13 protein-coding genes are annotated in these 17,375 nt (G+C 42.9%); 2 read left to right on the top strand and 11 right to left on the bottom strand.

The window, feature by feature from the left end:
- Positions 1-7: 7 nt before the first annotated feature.
- The 7 genes from ACNURT_RS17190 to ACNURT_RS17160 form a co-directional block, all read right to left on the bottom strand.
- Positions 8-916: a nucleotide-diphospho-sugar transferase gene (locus tag ACNURT_RS17190; protein WP_419698754.1), complete on the bottom strand. Its 909-nt coding sequence runs from the start codon at positions 914-916 to the stop codon at positions 8-10.
- Positions 916-1,563 carry a class I SAM-dependent methyltransferase gene (locus ACNURT_RS17185; RefSeq protein WP_419698753.1) on the bottom strand — a complete coding sequence of 216 codons (648 nt, stop codon included), beginning with the start codon at positions 1,561-1,563 and terminating at the stop codon, positions 916-918. Before ACNURT_RS17185 ends, ACNURT_RS17190 begins: the two co-directional genes overlap by 1 nt.
- Position 1,564: 1 nt before the next feature.
- A complete protein-coding gene (locus tag ACNURT_RS17180; RefSeq protein ID WP_419698752.1) occupies positions 1,565-2,257 on the bottom strand; it encodes an FkbM family methyltransferase in 693 nt (230 codons plus the stop codon).
- Between the two features lies 1 nt (position 2,258).
- Positions 2,259-3,599, bottom strand: coding sequence for a flippase (locus tag ACNURT_RS17175; RefSeq protein ID WP_419698751.1), 1,341 nt, complete (start codon positions 3,597-3,599; stop codon positions 2,259-2,261).
- Positions 3,592-5,949 carry a GumC family protein gene (locus ACNURT_RS17170; RefSeq protein ID WP_419698750.1) on the bottom strand — a complete coding sequence of 786 codons (2,358 nt, stop codon included), beginning with the start codon at positions 5,947-5,949 and terminating at the stop codon, positions 3,592-3,594. Before ACNURT_RS17170 ends, ACNURT_RS17175 begins: the two co-directional genes overlap by 8 nt.
- An 8-nt stretch (positions 5,950-5,957) precedes the next feature.
- On the bottom strand, positions 5,958-6,716 hold the full coding sequence (locus ACNURT_RS17165) for a polysaccharide biosynthesis/export family protein (protein ID WP_419698749.1): 759 nt from the start codon (positions 6,714-6,716) through the stop codon (positions 5,958-5,960).
- A gap of 123 nt (positions 6,717-6,839) precedes the next feature.
- Positions 6,840-8,060 (bottom strand): acyltransferase family protein, encoded by a 1,221-nt coding sequence (locus ACNURT_RS17160; RefSeq protein WP_419698748.1) that lies wholly within the window; start codon positions 8,058-8,060, stop codon positions 6,840-6,842.
- Between the two features lie 509 nt (positions 8,061-8,569).
- On the opposite strand from ACNURT_RS17160, the gene ACNURT_RS17155 reads away from it, so the two are divergent.
- Both ACNURT_RS17155 and ACNURT_RS17150 read left to right on the top strand, forming a co-directional pair.
- Positions 8,570-9,133, top strand: coding sequence for a thioredoxin family protein (locus ACNURT_RS17155; protein ID WP_419698747.1), 564 nt, complete (start codon positions 8,570-8,572; stop codon positions 9,131-9,133).
- A gap of 672 nt (positions 9,134-9,805) precedes the next feature.
- Positions 9,806-11,605 (top strand): glycoside hydrolase family 35 protein, encoded by a 1,800-nt coding sequence (locus tag ACNURT_RS17150; RefSeq protein WP_419698746.1) that lies wholly within the window; start codon positions 9,806-9,808, stop codon positions 11,603-11,605.
- A 144-nt stretch (positions 11,606-11,749) separates the two neighbouring features.
- Here the strand turns inward: ACNURT_RS17150 and araA are convergent, their stop codons facing one another.
- The 4 genes from araA to ACNURT_RS17130 all read right to left on the bottom strand — a co-directional run bounded on the left by araA (position 11,750) and on the right by ACNURT_RS17130 (position 17,103).
- Positions 11,750-13,240, bottom strand: a complete 1,491-nt coding sequence (gene araA / locus ACNURT_RS17145) for an L-arabinose isomerase (protein ID WP_419698745.1) — start codon at positions 13,238-13,240, stop codon at positions 11,750-11,752.
- A gap of 71 nt (positions 13,241-13,311) precedes the next feature.
- Positions 13,312-14,682 (bottom strand): glycoside hydrolase family 27 protein, encoded by a 1,371-nt coding sequence (locus tag ACNURT_RS17140; RefSeq protein ID WP_419698744.1) that lies wholly within the window; start codon positions 14,680-14,682, stop codon positions 13,312-13,314.
- Between the two features lie 8 nt (positions 14,683-14,690).
- Positions 14,691-15,389 (bottom strand): L-ribulose-5-phosphate 4-epimerase, encoded by a 699-nt coding sequence (locus ACNURT_RS17135; protein WP_419698743.1) that lies wholly within the window; start codon positions 15,387-15,389, stop codon positions 14,691-14,693.
- 7 nt (positions 15,390-15,396) lie between these two features.
- Entirely contained in the window at positions 15,397-17,103 is a 1,707-nt protein-coding gene (locus ACNURT_RS17130) for a ribulokinase (protein ID WP_419698742.1), read from the bottom strand.
- Positions 17,104-17,375 lie beyond the last annotated feature (272 nt).

Raw genomic sequence — 17,375 nt, 5'->3', positions numbered from 1 at the left:
AATTTACTTATCTGGAGATGCGTTTGTACATATTGTATAGCAGCGTATTGTTTTTCACTATTTTTTTAAGCCCAATGGACAAGCTGCCAGGGTTAAACACTGTGTTAATGGTATATCTGTCTGCTTCTTCATCAATGTTGATTTCGTCAGGGTGCCTGATCTCTGTTATTTTGCCGTATTGTATTTTGTTGAACCACCGGGGAACGGAACGGGTATGGGTAGCCTTTTTGCCATAACCAATGTTTTTAACAAGACTAACATTGGGGGTAATTACCCATCCTTTATTGAACCACACAGTCATAAACCACTGGATGTCCCAGGTATCTACCTGGGCGTTGTATATGGATTGTAGCTCTGATTGCAAGAAAGTGTTGAGGCCTTGCCTGGAAACATGCCGGTACCTGTCAAGAGTGAAATCGTAATACTGCCAGGCGCGTCGCCAGGTTGCCCATCCCCATACATGTGCGTAACGGGAAAAATAATAGGAGGCATTCCCTCGCTGAGTGCCAAACTGGTAATTGCCCCCGTTAATATGCATAATGTTTTGGTTTAGCCGGTATTGCGTCAGCATGGCTGTACAGAAGGGGAAGAAAGTGAGATCCGGTACGCAATCATCTTCCAGTATAATACCTTCTTCTACCTGGCTAAAGAACCAATCGATCGCAGTACTTACTGCTTTGCCGCAACCCAGGTTATGGGACCGAAATAGTGTTTCTATTTTACAAGGCCAGTCAATGCCATTTAACACCGCTGCTCTGGTAGCGTCACACATCGCCTCCTCTCCGGCCTGGCCGAGCCGAGGGCCATCAGCGGCAATAAACAGCTGTTCCGGCTGTTGAAGTCTGATCTGCTCAAATACCAGTAATGCCTGTTCAGGACGGTTAAATACAAGTAATAAGATCGGCGTGTGTAACATTATTTGGTTGCCTCCAATGCAACGGCGTTATTAAATCTGATTTCTTCTTCTACCAGTTTAAACATGGTATCAGGGCTGTCATTAAATGCACAATTCCTTATATCTTTAAATCCCGCGGCTTCCAGCTGATGGGTTAAAGAAAGTTGATCCCACATGTACAGATGTTCCCGGTTACCCAGGGTCATGGCTATCATTTGTTTAAATCCCCTGATCCTTTCTTCTTTTCCCAGTAGTGTTTCTTCCATAAAAGCGGTATTAGCCTTCGGGTCATTGTTTGAGAGTTGCGCGATATATCTTTTGGCTGCGCTGGCCAAGTCGGGCACCACACACCGGAAATAACCTCCGGGCTTCAGGATGTGAAAGGTATTCCTGAGCGCCAGGAGGCAGTCGTTATAAGCCAGGTGTTCCAGCACATGCGAACAGTAGATGCCATCGCAGGAATTTTCCTTTATACCAGGAAGTCCTTTCAGTATATCGCCCTGCAATACATCGGGATGGAAGGACACATGCATAACCGGTTTCAATAATTTCCCGATCAGGGGAATCTTTTGAATCCTGAGGGTTGGCGACGAGTCGTAGTTTTTCCAGCCAGCGGGTGCTGAAAAAGGGCCACTGCCATATTGTACATATAACTTGTTTCCAGACATTTTATGTGTTCATGTTTTTAAAGAAATAAGTGTAATAGGTTTTGGCGAACATGCCATATCCTATCTGTTTCATAAATTGGTATAATTCACTGCTGTCTGCCTGGAATACCTCTGACGGGGGCGATTCCACCAGTACATATGTTGGTCTGTATTTATCCCAATTGTTGGATCGCAGTACTTCCAGATCAAGCCCTTCGGCGTCGATAGTGAGAAAGTCAATTACCACATCTTTTGCAAGGTATTTATCCAGAATATCTGCCAGCGGCCAGGTGTCGATCTTCTTTTCCGCGATCACTCTGTATTTGGTGTCCTGCGTATATTCTTTTACTTTTTCAGGAGAGAAAGTATTTAAAGCTGTTTCATTAAATATGGAATAGGTGAGTTGCTGTTTTGCTACAGATACGCCTATTTCCAGGTTAGTATCTTTGGGCCGGTGTTTATCAAATAGCGCCTTTGAGCCCGGCATAGGGTCAATGTTGATGCCGGTCCAGTTCTGCTTGTAAAGGAGGTAAGTATTGGATACGCGGAAGGGGTGATGGGCCCCTACATCTATATAAACGCCATTTTGTTTTTTATCAAAAATCCTTTTTAGGATGAGATCTTCCCCCTCTGAGCTGTAAGCACGCACCCCGTAACTAAGTCGGGGAAATAAAGAAGTGACTAATTTTAATGCTCTATTTTTAATGCCGCTCATTTCATGTAATGTTTTGATTGATACTAAACAGATTGCTGGTAAAATCCCTCAGGCTGTTATGTGCCTGTTTTATATCTGCAAGTGCCAGGGCTGGGTGGAACATTTTTTTTGTGAGCAGGTATCCCTGGCCGCTTTTGTCGAGCAGGAGCAGCGTACCATACACAGTAGCGTAAGCAGCTACCGTGGCAATGGCTGCGCCAATACCACCATAGGCAGGTATCAGGAAGAAATTAATACACACATTAGCCATCAGGCCAGCCAGGTTGCCATATAGGTAGATTTTATATTCTCCTTCCACAAAAAGATATTGCACTATAACGATGCTCAGGAAAACGGGAATACCTGCCCATATATGGATCATCAGCATCCAGGAAGCGGCCGTGTAGCCTTTGCCATAAAGGAACGGAATAATGAGGTGTGCAGTGGATGTAACCAGTATAGCAATAGCAGCGCTTAGCCAAAACGACAGCCGGAGCCATTTTTCCAGTGTTAATAGATAAGCGTTGCGGCTGATCTTTTTCTTTTGAATGAGGCTCGGGAGTATTGCTACAGATATCACCGTAGGGATGGCGTACCATAATTCAGAAATGCGTGCGGCGCCAACATACTTGCCCAGTTCTGCGGCGCTGGAAAGTGCATCCAATAGTACCAGGTCTATCTTCATAAACAGTACTACCACCAGGTTTGAGAGCATCAGTGGCCAGCTTTGCGCCAGCAGTGTTTTGGCCAGCGACCAATCAATGCGCAAAGTGAAATCCGCGGCATTATGATAACCGAATACTGCCATTATTATCACATAGGTCACAAGCAATTCTATGGTGGATATCCATAGAAAGGCCATCAGCGTGCCCTTAAGAAATATAATGACAAGCTTTACAACGCAGAAAGTAATGAAAACAGCCACTTTTGGAATGATCACTCTTTTTACATCGTTTTTTGCCTGGTAGAAATAATCCAGTACATCAAAGGATTGCAGGATAATGATCAGCGCTGAAAAAATGGTACAGTATAAATAGATCTGCTGATGTTGCCTGGATAACAACACAATGCTTATGCTGATGGCCATACAGATCATGCCAGCACCAATTCTCATTAAAATAACAGTTGTCACAATAGTTCCCTGTCTTTGCTCATTATTGATGATTTCTTTTACAGCAAGCTTGTCCATCCCCAGTATGGCCACACTCCCTATAATAGTGGTGAGTGCCAGCGCATAATTCCAGATCCCGAATTCTTCTGGACCCAGGTGACGGCCAATAAGAGCCATGATGATAATGCCCGGGAAAAGTTTACTGAGCTTATCAATCAAGAGCCAACCGCTATTTTCAAATAGTTTATACAATGCGCTGTTTTATTTTTTTAACCAATGATGACCATGTATGCTTATGTTGCTTATCTTCTGTGTATGAGTAGTGATCGTAATAGTAATACGGGTAGAAGGTATCCTGCTCTATACCGTTGAAAACGATCCCCATTTTTTTAAAGAACCCTTTTCTAAGGTTTTCTGCTACAGGTTGCAGTTTAGACTTGAGGGTGAAATTGTACCGTACCACGAACAGGGCGCAGTCCACGTAATTTGAAATACTTTGAGCATCTGATACGATACCAATAGGTGACATATCAATGATAACATAGTCGAACTGGTTTTTCAAATGGTTCAGCAGATCTGCCATGCGTTCTCCCTCAATCAGTTCTATGGGGTTTGGAGGAATAGCTCCGGAAGAAACGAGGTAAAGTCCTTCTGTACCTGGTACTTTTTTAATGATCTCTTCTACGGTTTTATTGCCCATGATATAATTGGTGACGCCAATGTTATGATCCATCCCAAAAAAGTGTGAAAGTTTTGGTTTTCGGAGGTCCAACTCAAGCAATAGCACTTTTTTATCGCCCATTGTTAAGGAATTCCCCAGGTGGACCGATAAGAATGTTTTTCCTTCTCCCGAAATACTGGAAGTGAACAGGATGGTGGGTGTACCTGAAATTCCCGTAAGCAGAAATTTTAGGTTTGTACGCATGTTGAATACCTGTTCCACCAATACCGATCTATTCTGGAGCGACAGATTATTTGCTCCTTCATCCTGCTGATAGATTTCAGCGACTACAGGGAGATCGAATACTTGCTCGATCTCTTTTTTACTGAGTACGCTGGCATTTAAGAAATATTTAAAATAGATATAGGCACTGGTGAGTATGAGACCGAGAGCTATAAAGCCGATGAATACAATAGGTTTTTTCGGAGAGATAGGTTTGTCAGGTACAAAGGCCGGAGCAATCACTTTATTGTCTACCACATTGCTGGCATAGGCAACCGATGCTTCTTCCTTCTTTTTTAACAGGTATAGATACAGGTCTTCTTTTACACCCTGCTGTCTTTTAATATTGATATATTCTTTTGCATAGGTAGGTATATTGGCTATTTTACCTTGTATCTGGTTTACTTTACGTTGTGTTTCTTTTTGTACCACACCTGCGTTCCGTCTGTACCCGGCGATATAGTCGCTGATGGTTTTCCGGGTATCATTAATCTGCGACTCCACATTTTTCAAGATCTCGCTGGTAGGCTTGAGGGAGAGCGACAATCGTCTCTTTTCCTTGAGTGCTTCCTCATATCGGTTGATCATAGAAGTCAGTGTCTGATCAATATTGCCAATTACAGGAGCAAAGGGATAATCGTTAGACGGATTGCTGATATATTTTTCTACCTGGTCAAGAGCTGAAAGTTGCATGTTGGCTTCACTGAGCCTGGCATCTGCTTCCTTTACCTGGTCCAGCGCCAATTTGGAGCTGGCATCAATATCTGTGATACCTCTCTGGATTTTAAAATTTTCTTCCTGTTTTTCCAGCAGCCCAAGTTCTTCTTTTAATGAATCGATCCGGACGGTCAGGAAATTAATTGTTTTGAAGGCAGTCCTGTTCTTATTGTCCAGGGAATATTCGTTATAAGCGTCCAGCAATGCGTTGAGGAAATTGGCGGACCTTTCAGGCACTGGATCCTGATAGCTAACGAGTATTATTGTAGCATCGCGATTAACAAGGGAGGCGCCTATTTCTTCTATTTTTTCATTAGCATACTCCGCCACTGAATCCACCTGGATCCTGAATGTATTTGCCGGATCGGTAGTAGCAGGTGAGCTGATCACGAATTTATCTTTCGCTACAGTGAATGGCTGGCCCGGCTTTACGGTCAATTGCGGGCTGATATCGGTGGTAGCGTTTACCTGTCTTATCTTCAGCAAATCTTTTTCCCTGGTTACATCAAAAATATAGTTACCTGCTTTGGTGCTGTCGCTTAGCACACGCATGGTAAGCGGCGGACGGTTATAGATTTCTTCATTTTTTACAGTTCCTTTTATATAATACCGGATGTTAAAACTATTGGCCGCGATTACTTTTTCTACCAGTATAGGTGATTTCAGTATCTCTATTTCATTTTCAATATTTTTACCACTATTGAAAAGTGAGAGTGATTTGAGTGCATCCATTTCATCTCCGCCGCCTTTTTTTTCGTCTTTAAGGTATAATTTAGCGCTCGACAGATACATCGGTTTCTTATATTTCAGGTAAAGCATGGCGCCGGATATCATTACAATCAGTACCAAAAAATATAAGGGCCAGTGAAACATTATCTTCTGGAAAAGGTCATTCAGATCTATTAGGGAGTTCTTATTGTCTGTTGTTTTTTGCTGATTCATAACGCTGATTATCTATTTAAAATCACAATTGTGGTAATAAGTGATATCACGCCTATGATAGCCGGCATGAGCTGTATTATTTTGGAGGTGGCGAACTTACTGCCCGGACCGGGTTTTACATATATTACATCATTATTGCTGAGATAATAATAAGGAGAGGAAAGTGTTTTGCTGTCGTTCAGGTTTACAAATCCATACGTTTTAATGCCATTGATTTCCCGGATGATCATGATATCGTTCCGTTTGGCGGTGAGGTTGAGATCGCCTGCCATGCTCAGCGCATCCAGTATAGAGGCCCTTTCTGCTCCTATACGGAAGGAACCCGGGTGGGCCACATCACCCAGAACCGATATCCTGAAATTTACCAGCCGTGTGGATACGTAAGTGTTACGGGCTGTTTTGTCCAGTTCTTGTGATACCAGATCATTAATGGCCGTGGTAGTTTTACCCTTTACATTTATTTTCCCGATCACCGGTAATGCTACATAGCCTACACTGTCTACCAGATATCCCTGTTCGATGCCGCTACCGGAAGCAGAGTTGGAAACAACGTTGGAGTTATAGATCTGTGATACATCTTTGTCAGGCGTGGTGATAATGATTTGCAGGATATCGCCAGGCTGTATTTTCAGCTGCTGCATGCGGTGAAGGGAATCGGCCCCGGTAGCCGCTGCAATGTCATTAAAATAAGTGAGTTTACGGGTGCTTGAGCATCCCATAACTATTATCAACACCAGGATCAGTGGTAAGCTAAATTTCAATCCCATATTAAGTGATTAATTTTTCATGTCGTATTATGTTAAAATGCTGTGTGAATGCAGGAACCCCGTCGGTTGCCATTTGTTATATTCTTTAACACGGGCGGGAAAAGGCTCCTCGTCACAGATCTGTTATGTTGGTACTTTAACCTCGGCTATGCCAGCATCGGAACTCTTGGTTTTGCCGAATCTGTCCCTGAGTTTTTGTTGGGCGGGTAACTCGAAATGGTTGTAGGCACCTATACTCAGGGGCAACAGAATCAGGAAAAAAATAAGTAAAGAAATTGGCGAGTGGAATGCCAGGCGGTTGATATGAAAAGCATCAGCTATAAGTACAAATACGATCTGTAATGAAAAATGAATTAAGTACATGGCGTAACTGCAATTACCAAGTAGCGCCCATTTCTTATTAAGCATGCCCTTGTTGGTTTCCCACAGGGCAAGGGAGAGAATGGTAGAGGGGGATACGAAGGTTCGGAAAACGAAGTTCTTACCGAGGTCAAAAACTTTTAATGCTGATTCGGGGTGGCTGTTGTGGAATATATGTGGATACTGCTTCATCCATATATCCCGGATATAGGATAATTGATATTCTGCAAACATCAAGACCCAAAGTAAAACGGTAAAGGTAATAAGAGCCGGCAGGTATTTTTTGATTCTGTTTTCTTTAAGCATCCAAACATAGAGATAGTAAACAAGTGCGCCTAAAAAAAAGGAGTACATCCCTTTCCCGATGAGGGTATAATAATATTGCAAAAATACACCCACAGGGATGAGGAGGAACAGCAACCATTTTTTGTTCTGCAATTTCAGGTAGCAGATAATAAAGAATATAAAATAAAGAAATACTTCCACAGAAGCCGACCATGATGGCCCGTTAAAAGACGCGCCTTTCTCAAATCCCCAATTTTGCATAAAAAGGAGATTCAATATAAAATGGTAACTGTCATTATACAGAATAATAAAGTAATGACCGGTATTTTTGAACATGAGCCATTGAAGCCCCGCCACTGATAATAAAGTAACCAGGTGGATAGGGTAGAGCCTGCTGATCCGGAAAACTATGAACTTACGGAAATTTATTTTTCCCTTGGCAATTCGCTCAGCATACAGCCAGAAGAAAATGAATCCGGAAAGGAGGAAGAACATATCAACCGCTGCCACACCATTGTTATAAATGGCCGACAGGTAAGGATAGAACGGAAGCGCCGTTTTATCAAAACCATTGTGTACCCAGGTATCGTTAGTATAATAAAAGAACTCCCAATGATTTAAAATAACTATTATAGCTGCAATGCCCCTGATAGAATCAAGGGTATAGAAGTGTGAAGGAGGACTTTGGTTTGAAGTCATTAGGATAATTGGATGGTAGGGAGATTAGGTTATGCAATTCTAATTTAAGTCATAATGCTGATAGTTATAAGATTGGAGAGGTTAATGAATAGAATGAACGTGAATATTGAAAATGAAAAAAGTGAATGCGCGTTATGTTTTATAGGAATGTTTTGGAGACGACTCAAAGTAAGTATGACCAGTTTCTAATTAAATAACCCGCGCGAATGGATTGATTTTGATCGCTTTTCCGTTGGATAGTTACACCAGCCCTTACAGGCAGTTTGCATAGAGGGATCAGGAGCACGCATCCATGGCTACTGCCCTTGCCAAGCGGGATCTTGGTTTAAGGGCGGCTAAGGGTGAACTGATTGTTTAGATATAGGTAGGTAATAAGTACCGAATTCAACTATGACATTAATGGTGAAAATCTGACTTGTTTTAAATTAATCATTTGTAAATTACCAATTCTGTTAAAGCCGGTTGAAAAACAGACTTTGCTTCTTTTTTAACAATAAACAGCGTAATCGATGGACTTTTTAGCTTATCAGCAGATCTTTCAAAGTATTTTAGACGATCCTAATCCCCCGTCTCCTTATCAGGATCCTGCATACCTCAATTACACAAGGTTAAATTGGTCGCGGCAGCAAAGATGGTTAAAGGTTGGTATATTGAATGATAAGTTAGCAGCCGTAATACAAAGCATAAAAAAAGCGCAATTTTGGACGATCGTAACCGAACCTTGGTGTGGTGACGCCGCTCATTCTTTACCGTTTATACATAGGTTATCTGAATTGAACCCCTTGATAAGGATAGATTATCAATTAAGAGATACCACGCCGTTCTTGATTGATCTTTACCTTACCAATGGCAAAAAAACCATTCCCAAATTGATCATTGCTGATCATGAAAATAATGACCTTGCTGTTTGGGGATCAAGACCAGCGGAGTGCCAACTCTTATACAATCGGTTGCTTGAAGAACATGTTGAAATGGAGCAAAAAAAAATCGCATTACAAAAGTGGTACAATGAAGACAAGGGCGTGAGTTTACAAAATGAGCTCTTCTTAATTTTTTCGGCTATAGTGCAGTAGTATGATACTGGTCACTGATGATTACGATTTTTTTTCAAGCACTAAAACAACTTTGTTAAAATCCGAAGATGCGTTAATGATTTTCCTGAAATCGGCAAACTGGGTAAGTGGATAGTTAGTTTTCCTTTACTCCTCCATAATGTGAACAACCAGTAAGTTTCTTTTTACTTCATAATCTAATACCCCATTGCTAATTCACCGTTTTCCTTATAAGTCTGGTTAATTTTAAGTCGTTCAGATTACTCACATTATATCCTTCGGGAATCATAACCTCAAGTTTTCTTTCTTCCACGTGCCCGAAATCCATATCAACGGGGTTCTTGCCTTGATTTTCCCTGATACATTTCAACTTGTGGGCCTATAGCAAGGCCTTCCTCGCAGTGTTTATGGCTTGGGTAAACTGGCAGTCCGCTTCGCAACTAATTGCTTTTTCATAAACAGCCCGCACGTAATTCGTATCGCTGCGATTTGCTTTATTAAGCAATTTAAGCGCAGTTTTGTACTGGCAACTTGTGTGAATGCCTGATTGTTTATAAGAAAATATCCCCTGCAATTGGCGATTTTACCCCCTTTATGTTATTTAAAAAAACCTGTATTTAGCAAATACAACCTAATAAAATAACACGACCAATTAATTTTATGTTTTTAAGAAACAAATTACGAGCTCTGTGTTTGGGTATTTTAATTTTAGCAGCCTTATATACCCAGGCACAAACCAAACATTCTTTTGCTTTATCTGATACTGCTTTTGTATTGGATGGTAAGCCTTTCCAGATGATCAGCGGCGAAATGCATTATCCTCGGGTACCTCGTGAGGCTTGGCGTGCCCGCATGAAAATGGCGAAAGCCATGGGACTAAATACTATCGGCACCTATGTTTTTTGGAACTTGCATGAACCTCGGAAAGGTTTATTTGATTTCAGCGGAAATAATGATGTGGCTGAATTTGTAAAGATTGCCCAGCAGGAGGGATTGTGGGTGATCCTTCGACCCAGTCCTTATGTTTGTGCTGAATGGGAGTTTGGTGGCTATCCGTACTGGCTGCAAAACGAAAAAGGCCTTGTGGTTCGTAGTAAAGAAGAACGATATCTGAAAGAGTATGAAAAATATATCAGGGAAGTAGGAAAACAGCTGGCGCCTTTACAGATCAATCATGGAGGCAATATCCTCATGGTACAGATTGAAAATGAATATGGATCATACGGCAACGATAAAGAATATCTGGAAATTAATCAGAAGTTATTTAAAGAAGCGGGTTTTGACGGCTTGCTTTATACCTGCGATCCGGCACCGGACCTGGTAAAAGGGCATTTGCCTGGATTGTTGCCTGCGGTAAATGGGCTGGATAACCCTGCTAAAGTAAAAAAGATCATCAATGAAAATCATAATGGGAAAGGGCCTTATTATATTGCCGAATGGTACCCGGCCTGGTTTGATTGGTGGGGCACAAAGCATCATACTGTTCCGGCGGAACAATATAGCGGGAGGCTTGATTCTGTTTTGGCAGCGGGGATCTCCATCAATATGTATATGTTTCATGGTGGTACCACCCGCGGATTTATGAATGGGGCCAATTTTAAAGATGAAACCCCCTATGAACCGCAGATAAGTAGTTATGATTATGATGCCCCATTGGATGAGGCCGGTAATGCCACACCTAAGTTTATGACATTCAGGAGTGTAATTGAGAAACATTTACCTGCCGGTGAGCAATTACCACCAGTTCCCGCTGCTAAGCCTGCTGTAAAGTTCCCTGCTATAAAGCTTACCCAGGCAGGGGGTGTATTACACAATCTGCCGATACCAAAGAGCAGTCTGAAACCGCTTACGTTTGAAGATCTGAACCAGGATTATGGGTTTGTGTTATATCGCACTACTTTAAAAGGAGGGATCAGCGGCATATTGAAATTAGAGGAGTTAAGGGATTATGCAGTTATTATGGTCAATGGAAAAACCGTCGGTACACTTGATCGTCGTTTAAAGCAAGATAGTTTACGAGTTACCTTACCTGCAGGTAAGGTAACACTGGATATATTGGTTGAAAATCTGGGTCGGATTAATTTTGGCAAGTATCTTTTACAAAATAAAAAAGGCATTACCGAAAAAGTACGGTTTAACCATGCCGAATTGAACAACTGGAAAATGTATAGCCTGCCATTCAAAAATCTGGATGGTTTAAAGTACCAGTCGATAGCTTATAAAAGTAAAGCACCAGTGATTAAGAAAGGTTCATTTAATTTAGATAAGATTGCCGACACCTACCTGGATATGCGCAAATGGGGTAAAGGTGTAGTATGGGTAAATGGGCACAATTTGGGTAAATACTGGAGCATTGGCCCGCAACAAACCATATACCTGCCAGCAGAGTGGCTTAAAAAAGGCAGAAATGAAGTGGTTGTATTAGAATTGCTTAAACCAGAACAAATCCTTTTACAAACATCTGAAAGATCGATTTTGGATCAGCTGCAATAAATTGAATAACATAAGAGGCTGTCTCATAAGTATGAGAACAGCCTCTTTTTCTTTAATTTATTCGAGTAGGTGATGGAGAACGTTTTCATATAGACGATTCTCAGAGCCTCCATTTTACTTATGAGACAGCCTCTTATATTGAAATTATCTATAAGCTACTTCATTCCACCTGATCTCATTACGGAACTGATCTATGCGGGTATCTTTTCCTATTCGTAAAAACTCAATGCCCGCCACATCGGCAAAGTCTTGCAGATGCTCAGCGGTTAAGTTCTGGCTGTAGGCAGTATGATGAGCCCCGCCGGCGTATATCCATGCGGCACAGCCGGTTTTCATATCGGGATAGGGTTTCCATAGCACCCGGGCAACGGGGAGCTTAGGTAAGTCATTCACCGGTTCCACAGCCTCCACTTCATTGATCAGCAAGCGGAAACGGTTTCCCATATCTACCAATGCCGCGTTTAGCGCCGAGCCGCCTGCTACGTTAAATACCAGCCTTGCCGGATCTGCCTTGCCTCCTATACCCAAAGGATGAACTTCCAACGCTGCTTTATCATTGGCCAAAGAGGCATCAACCTCCAGCATATGCGATCCCAGCACCAGTGCATTATTAGGATCGAAATGATAAGTATAATCTTCCATAAAAGCGTTGCCGCCTTTTAGTCCGGCTCCCATTACTTTAAAAGCACGTACCAGGGCCGCAGTTTTCCAATCTCCTTCGCCTGCAAAACCGTAACCATCTGCCATTAGGCGCTGGGCAGCAATACCTGGTAATTGTACCATGCCATGCAGATCTTCAAATGTGTCCGAAAACCCTTTAAAGCCGCCGTCGACTAAGAACTTGCGCAAGCCTAACTCTATCCTTGCAGCCTCATAAACAGATGTATGTTTTTCACCACCTTTTTTAAGCGAAGCATCCATAGTGTAGGTAGCTTCATATTCAGCTATAAGTGTGTTAATATCGGTATCAGATACCTCGTTGATCACCGCTACCAGGTCGCCAATGCCATGTGTATTTACCGAGAACCCAAATTTCAATTCAGCCTCTACCTTGTCGCCATCGGTAACGGCAACGAAACGCATATTGTCGCCAAAGCGTACAAACTTAGCGCCTTGCCAGTCGTGCCAGCCGGCCGCTGCGCGTGTCCAGGTTTCTATCTGGTTTAAAACTTCTGGATCCTGCCAGTGCCCAACTACTACCTTGCGGTTAATGCGCATACGCGATACCATAAAACCAAATTCCCGGTCGCCATGGGCGCTTTGGTTCAGGTTCATAAAATCCATATCGATAGAGCTCCATGGAATATCGCGGTTGTATTGCGTGTGCAGGTGTAGCAGCGGCTTTTTCAGGATGCTTAAACCCCTGATCCACATCTTGGCAGGGGAGAAGGTATGCATCCAGGTGATAACACCAATGCAGTTTTCGGCCAAGTTTGCCTGTTGTAATGTTGTGTATATTTCATCAGTGCTTTTTACAACGGGTTTGTAAATCACACGCACAGGGATTTTGCCGGAACTATCCAGCCCTGCTGTAATTTGTTGCGAATGCTCGGCTACCAGCCTTAATGTTTCTTCTCCGTATAGGTCCTGGCTCCCCGTAATGAACCAAACTTCAAATGTTTTTAGGTCGATCATTTTATATTATTGAATTATTGATTTAGTGAATTAGTGATCCACCTACTCAGTTACTGAATTATTGATTGATATTAATTGTTACCCGGCGATAGCCTGAACAGGGCGGCACCATGTGGATTGATATTTTGTTGATACCTTTTTTTTAACTGGCCGATATTTTGTTTTTTCCAGAGGTTGCGGACCTTTACTTTACCTTTGAGGCCGAGAGATGCAAAGTCTACAGCCACCGGTTTTGGATTATCACCAATGTTAAATAAGGCGACATACAGATCTTTGCTGTTTTGTACATGCGAATACCAAACCATGGCACCATCCTTTTTATACAGTTGGTGCGGGTTTTCTCCGTTTTGGTTGGCAGCAAGTACCTCATTGTTGGTAAACAGCTTTAGTTCCAGATCCCGGTTTTCGGGCAGGTTACCACCCAGCATCAGGGGCGAGCGATATATGCTCCAGAAGGTCATATGAGTATAAAGCTCATCTTCGGTAAAACGGCTGTACCGTTCAACACCAACCGGGCCGCGTTTGGATAGCTTGCCGATCTGTATCATATCACAATCGGGCCAGTGACCGGGGCCGCCTACGCCTTCCCAGCTTTTGGCATAATCAAACATGTGCAGTACCTCTTTCCAGTTATCCCAAAAGTCGTCGGCCATGCGCCACATATTGGCGTATTGGGTGGCATGAGCAGCCTGATTAAGTGGGGTTTCGCCAGGTGAAAGACTTAAAACAATGGGTCGGCCACATTGATTGATAGCTTTTTTATAACCTTCCACTTCAGCCGCGCTATAGGGGCGCGATAGGTCATCAACCTTGATGAAATCTACTCCCCATGAGGCATATAGTTCTAATAAGGAATTCAGATATTCCTGCGCGCCAGGCTTTTTCATGTCGAGCCCGTACATGTGGTTCATCCAGGGGCATTTGGAATTGGTGTCAGCAACCATATCTGCAGTGATACTATTAGTGCCCTTTATCGGCGATTTTGCCCAAACAGCCTGCCTTGGGATGCCGCGCATTACGTGGATGCCGAATTTTAAGCCCTGCGCATGCACATAATCAGCAAGCGGTTTAAAGCCGTTACCGCCAAATGCTGACGGAAATTTATTGGGCTGCGGTGTTAATCGTCCCCATTTGTCCATGGTTAGCCAGGGGATATAGGATCCGTCATCTAACCGTTTTTGGAAAGGGTTGCCGATATTACTGCCGGGAGGATTATCATATGACCATAAAAAATCGACTACAATATATTGCCAGCCATATGGCTTTAAATATTTGGCCATGTAATCGGTATTAGCTTTAACCTCATTTTCATGAACAGCTGAGCCAAAACAGTTATAACTATTCCAGCCCATTGGCGGCGTAGCGGCTATTTTGTTTTGGGCAGATATTTGTGTGTTGAGCAGAATACATGCCACAAATATTATTAAACAATGTAGTTTCATAGAATGGGTTATTGGCCGTAATAAGAATCGGGTCCGTGTTTGCGTTCGTAATGTTTTTTGATTAGCGAATCTTTTAAACGGGGAGCATTATTATCTATTTGTTCTGTTAAGTAGGCCATATGCGCAACAGCTTCTAAAACGGCGCTGTTGTAAACTGCTTTATCGGCAGTTTTGCCCCAGGTAAAGGGAGCATGATTACCTACCAGTATCATTTCAATCTCTTTATAATCAAGTCCGTTGTTCTTAAAGTGATCCATGATCTGGAAACCTGTCTGGTATTCATAATCGCCGGCTATCCTATTATCGTCCATCGGTGGTGCACATGGAATGTCGGTAGTTAAATGATCGGCATGAGTTGTACCGAAAATAGGGATACAGCGCTGTGCCTGTGCCCAGGAGGTAGCGTAAGTAGAATGAGTGTGTACAATGCCGTTAATACCATCCCAGTGCTTATACAAAACCGCATGTGTTTTGGTGTCTGATGATGGCCGCAGATCACCTTCGACCGTATTGCCATCAAAATCAACGATCACCATTTTTTCGGGCGTTAAATCATCATATGGTACACCACTGGGTTTGATGGCGAAAACGCCAAGATCCCTGTCTGCAGCACTTACGTTTCCAAAAGTGAACAGCACCAGGCCAAGTTTGGGTAACTGCATATTGGCTTCATAAGCCGTTTGCCTGATATGTTTATACTTGCTCATGCGGTTTTTAACTGTTTAGAAGTTCGGCTTCTGTGATCCTGGCTGTTTGGCTGGCTACAAACGCGCCGAGATCTTTATATTGCTCATAGCGCTTGCTGTAAATAGCTGTACGAGAGGCATTGGGATAGTATTCTTCATCAAAGCCACCGCCCATGGCTGTCATGGCTTCTTCAACGGTGGGGTATACACCGGCTACCACGGCGGCAAACATAGCTGCACCCAGGGCGCAAGTGTGTTTAAACTGATGGATGCGGATAGGCATGCCCAGCACATCAGCCATCATCTGCATAACAAAGGGCGACTTTTTGGCCACGCCGCCAATCCCAATAATGCCTTTAACTGGGATACCTTCGGTAATAAACCTGTCTACAATACTTTTTGCGCCAAAGCAGGTAGCTTCTGCCAGGGCCCGGAAAACACGAGGGGCGTCAGAGCCTAAACTCAAACCGGTTATGGCTCCTTTTAATTCCTGGTTGGCATCGGGTGTACGGCGGCCGTTAAGCCAGTCGACAGCCAATTCATTGGGCTCATCAATTGGGATCAAATCTGCTTGTGCGCTCAGTTCAGGTATGATCAGATCACTCAGCTCGGCTTTTAAAGCTTTAACAGTAGCCTCATCAATTACTTTTGATTTAGATAACAGGTTGTTGATTGGCCATGAAATGATATTTTTAAACCAGGCATAAGTATCACCAAAAGCCGATTGCCCGGCTTCTAAACCTACCATCCCCGGAATAACTGAGCCATTTACTTGTCCGCATATACCGCGCACCAGTTTGCCTTGCATATTGACTGTTGGAGCAACCAGTATATCGCAGGTAGAGGTGCCCATTACCTTGCTCAGGTAATAAGGTTCAATTTGCCCGCCAACAGCACCCATGTGCGCGTCAAATGCACCGGTACCCACCATAACACCAGTGGACAAACCCAGGCGTTGTGCCCATTCGTCGCTTAGGGTGCCAGCGGCCTGGTCGGCAGTGTAAGTATCTTTATAGAGTTTATCAGTAAAACCTTTTAATAATGGGTCAAGCGATGAAAAGAAATCATCAGGAGGTAAACCGCCAAATTCTTCGGCCCATAAGGCTTTATGTCCGGCGGAGCAACGCCCACGTTTTATGACCTTAGCATCGGTGCCGCCGGTAAGTAAAAAAGGTATCCAGTCGCAATGCTCTACCCAGGAGGCGGCAGCGTTTCGTACGGTTTCGTCAACCCTTAAAACGTGCAATAATTTGGCCCAAAACCACTCGGATGAGTAAATGCCGCCTACATACTGCAGGTAATTGGTATCAAACAAAGCGGCATGGGCGTTGATCTCAGCTGCTTCTTTAATAGCGGTATGATCTTTCCATAACACAAACATAGCGTTCGGGTTATTTTCAAAACCGGGTGTTAAAGCCAGGGGTGTACCATAAGTGTCAACCGCTACGGGGGTAGAGCCTGTTGTATCGACAGAAATGCCTTTTATAGATGCAACAATATTAGGCCCGCCTGCCTGAGCAATACAGTCTTTAATAGTAGCCTCCAGTCCATCAATATAATCCTGTGGATGCTGCCTGAACTGGTTTATGCCGGGCTCACAAAACAAGCCATCGCGCCAGCGGGAATACTCATATACGGATGAAGCTATTTCCTTACCATTGGAAGCATTTACAATAACGGAGCGTACAGAATCTGATCCGTAATCTACCCCAATCACTAATTGATCTTTGTTCATGTATTATTAGTGTTTAAATAACACTTATTTGATTTGTATTACAATACAGCCAATCGGAATTTTTAATGATTCTTTCACTGAATAATAGAAAAAAACAAATTGACCAGGTTGCTGGTAAAAACATTTATAACTGGTAGCGTAATATTAATTGTTAATATAACACTAAAACAAAAGTATAAAAAGTTTCATACAAACAAAATTTAAAATGGAGGATCACGAGACTATTTAAAAACGCTAACCATTTTGTGTAAAGATACATATTTGAGTCTTCA

It is taken from the genome of Mucilaginibacter sp. NFX135, from assembly GCF_048565145.1.
Taxonomy (GTDB): domain Bacteria; phylum Bacteroidota; class Bacteroidia; order Sphingobacteriales; family Sphingobacteriaceae; genus Mucilaginibacter.
This window is presented reverse-complemented; position numbering and strand designations above follow the sequence as displayed.

Excerpts from the sequence above, each read along its gene's own strand:
- ACNURT_RS17190 (WP_419698754.1), bottom strand. The coding sequence starts at position 916 with ATGTTACACACGCCGATCTTATTACTTGTATTTAACCGTCCTGAACAG.
- ACNURT_RS17185 (WP_419698753.1), bottom strand. The coding sequence starts at position 1,563 with ATGTCTGGAAACAAGTTATATGTACAATATGGCAGTGGCCCTTTTTCA.
- ACNURT_RS17180 (WP_419698752.1), bottom strand. The coding sequence starts at position 2,257 with ATGAGCGGCATTAAAAATAGAGCATTAAAATTAGTCACTTCTTTATTT.
- ACNURT_RS17170 (WP_419698750.1), bottom strand. The coding sequence starts at position 5,949 with ATGAATCAGCAAAAAACAACAGACAATAAGAACTCCCTAATAGATCTG.
- ACNURT_RS17165 (WP_419698749.1), bottom strand. The coding sequence starts at position 6,716 with ATGGGATTGAAATTTAGCTTACCACTGATCCTGGTGTTGATAATAGTT.
- ACNURT_RS17160 (WP_419698748.1), bottom strand. The coding sequence starts at position 8,060 with ATGACTTCAAACCAAAGTCCTCCTTCACACTTCTATACCCTTGATTCT.
- ACNURT_RS17155 (WP_419698747.1), top strand. The coding sequence starts at position 8,570 with ATGGACTTTTTAGCTTATCAGCAGATCTTTCAAAGTATTTTAGACGAT.
- araA (WP_419698745.1), bottom strand. The coding sequence starts at position 13,240 with ATGATCGACCTAAAAACATTTGAAGTTTGGTTCATTACGGGGAGCCAG.
- ACNURT_RS17140 (WP_419698744.1), bottom strand. The coding sequence starts at position 14,682 with ATGAAACTACATTGTTTAATAATATTTGTGGCATGTATTCTGCTCAAC.
- ACNURT_RS17135 (WP_419698743.1), bottom strand. The coding sequence starts at position 15,389 with ATGAGCAAGTATAAACATATCAGGCAAACGGCTTATGAAGCCAATATG.
- ACNURT_RS17130 (WP_419698742.1), bottom strand. The coding sequence starts at position 17,103 with ATGAACAAAGATCAATTAGTGATTGGGGTAGATTACGGATCAGATTCT.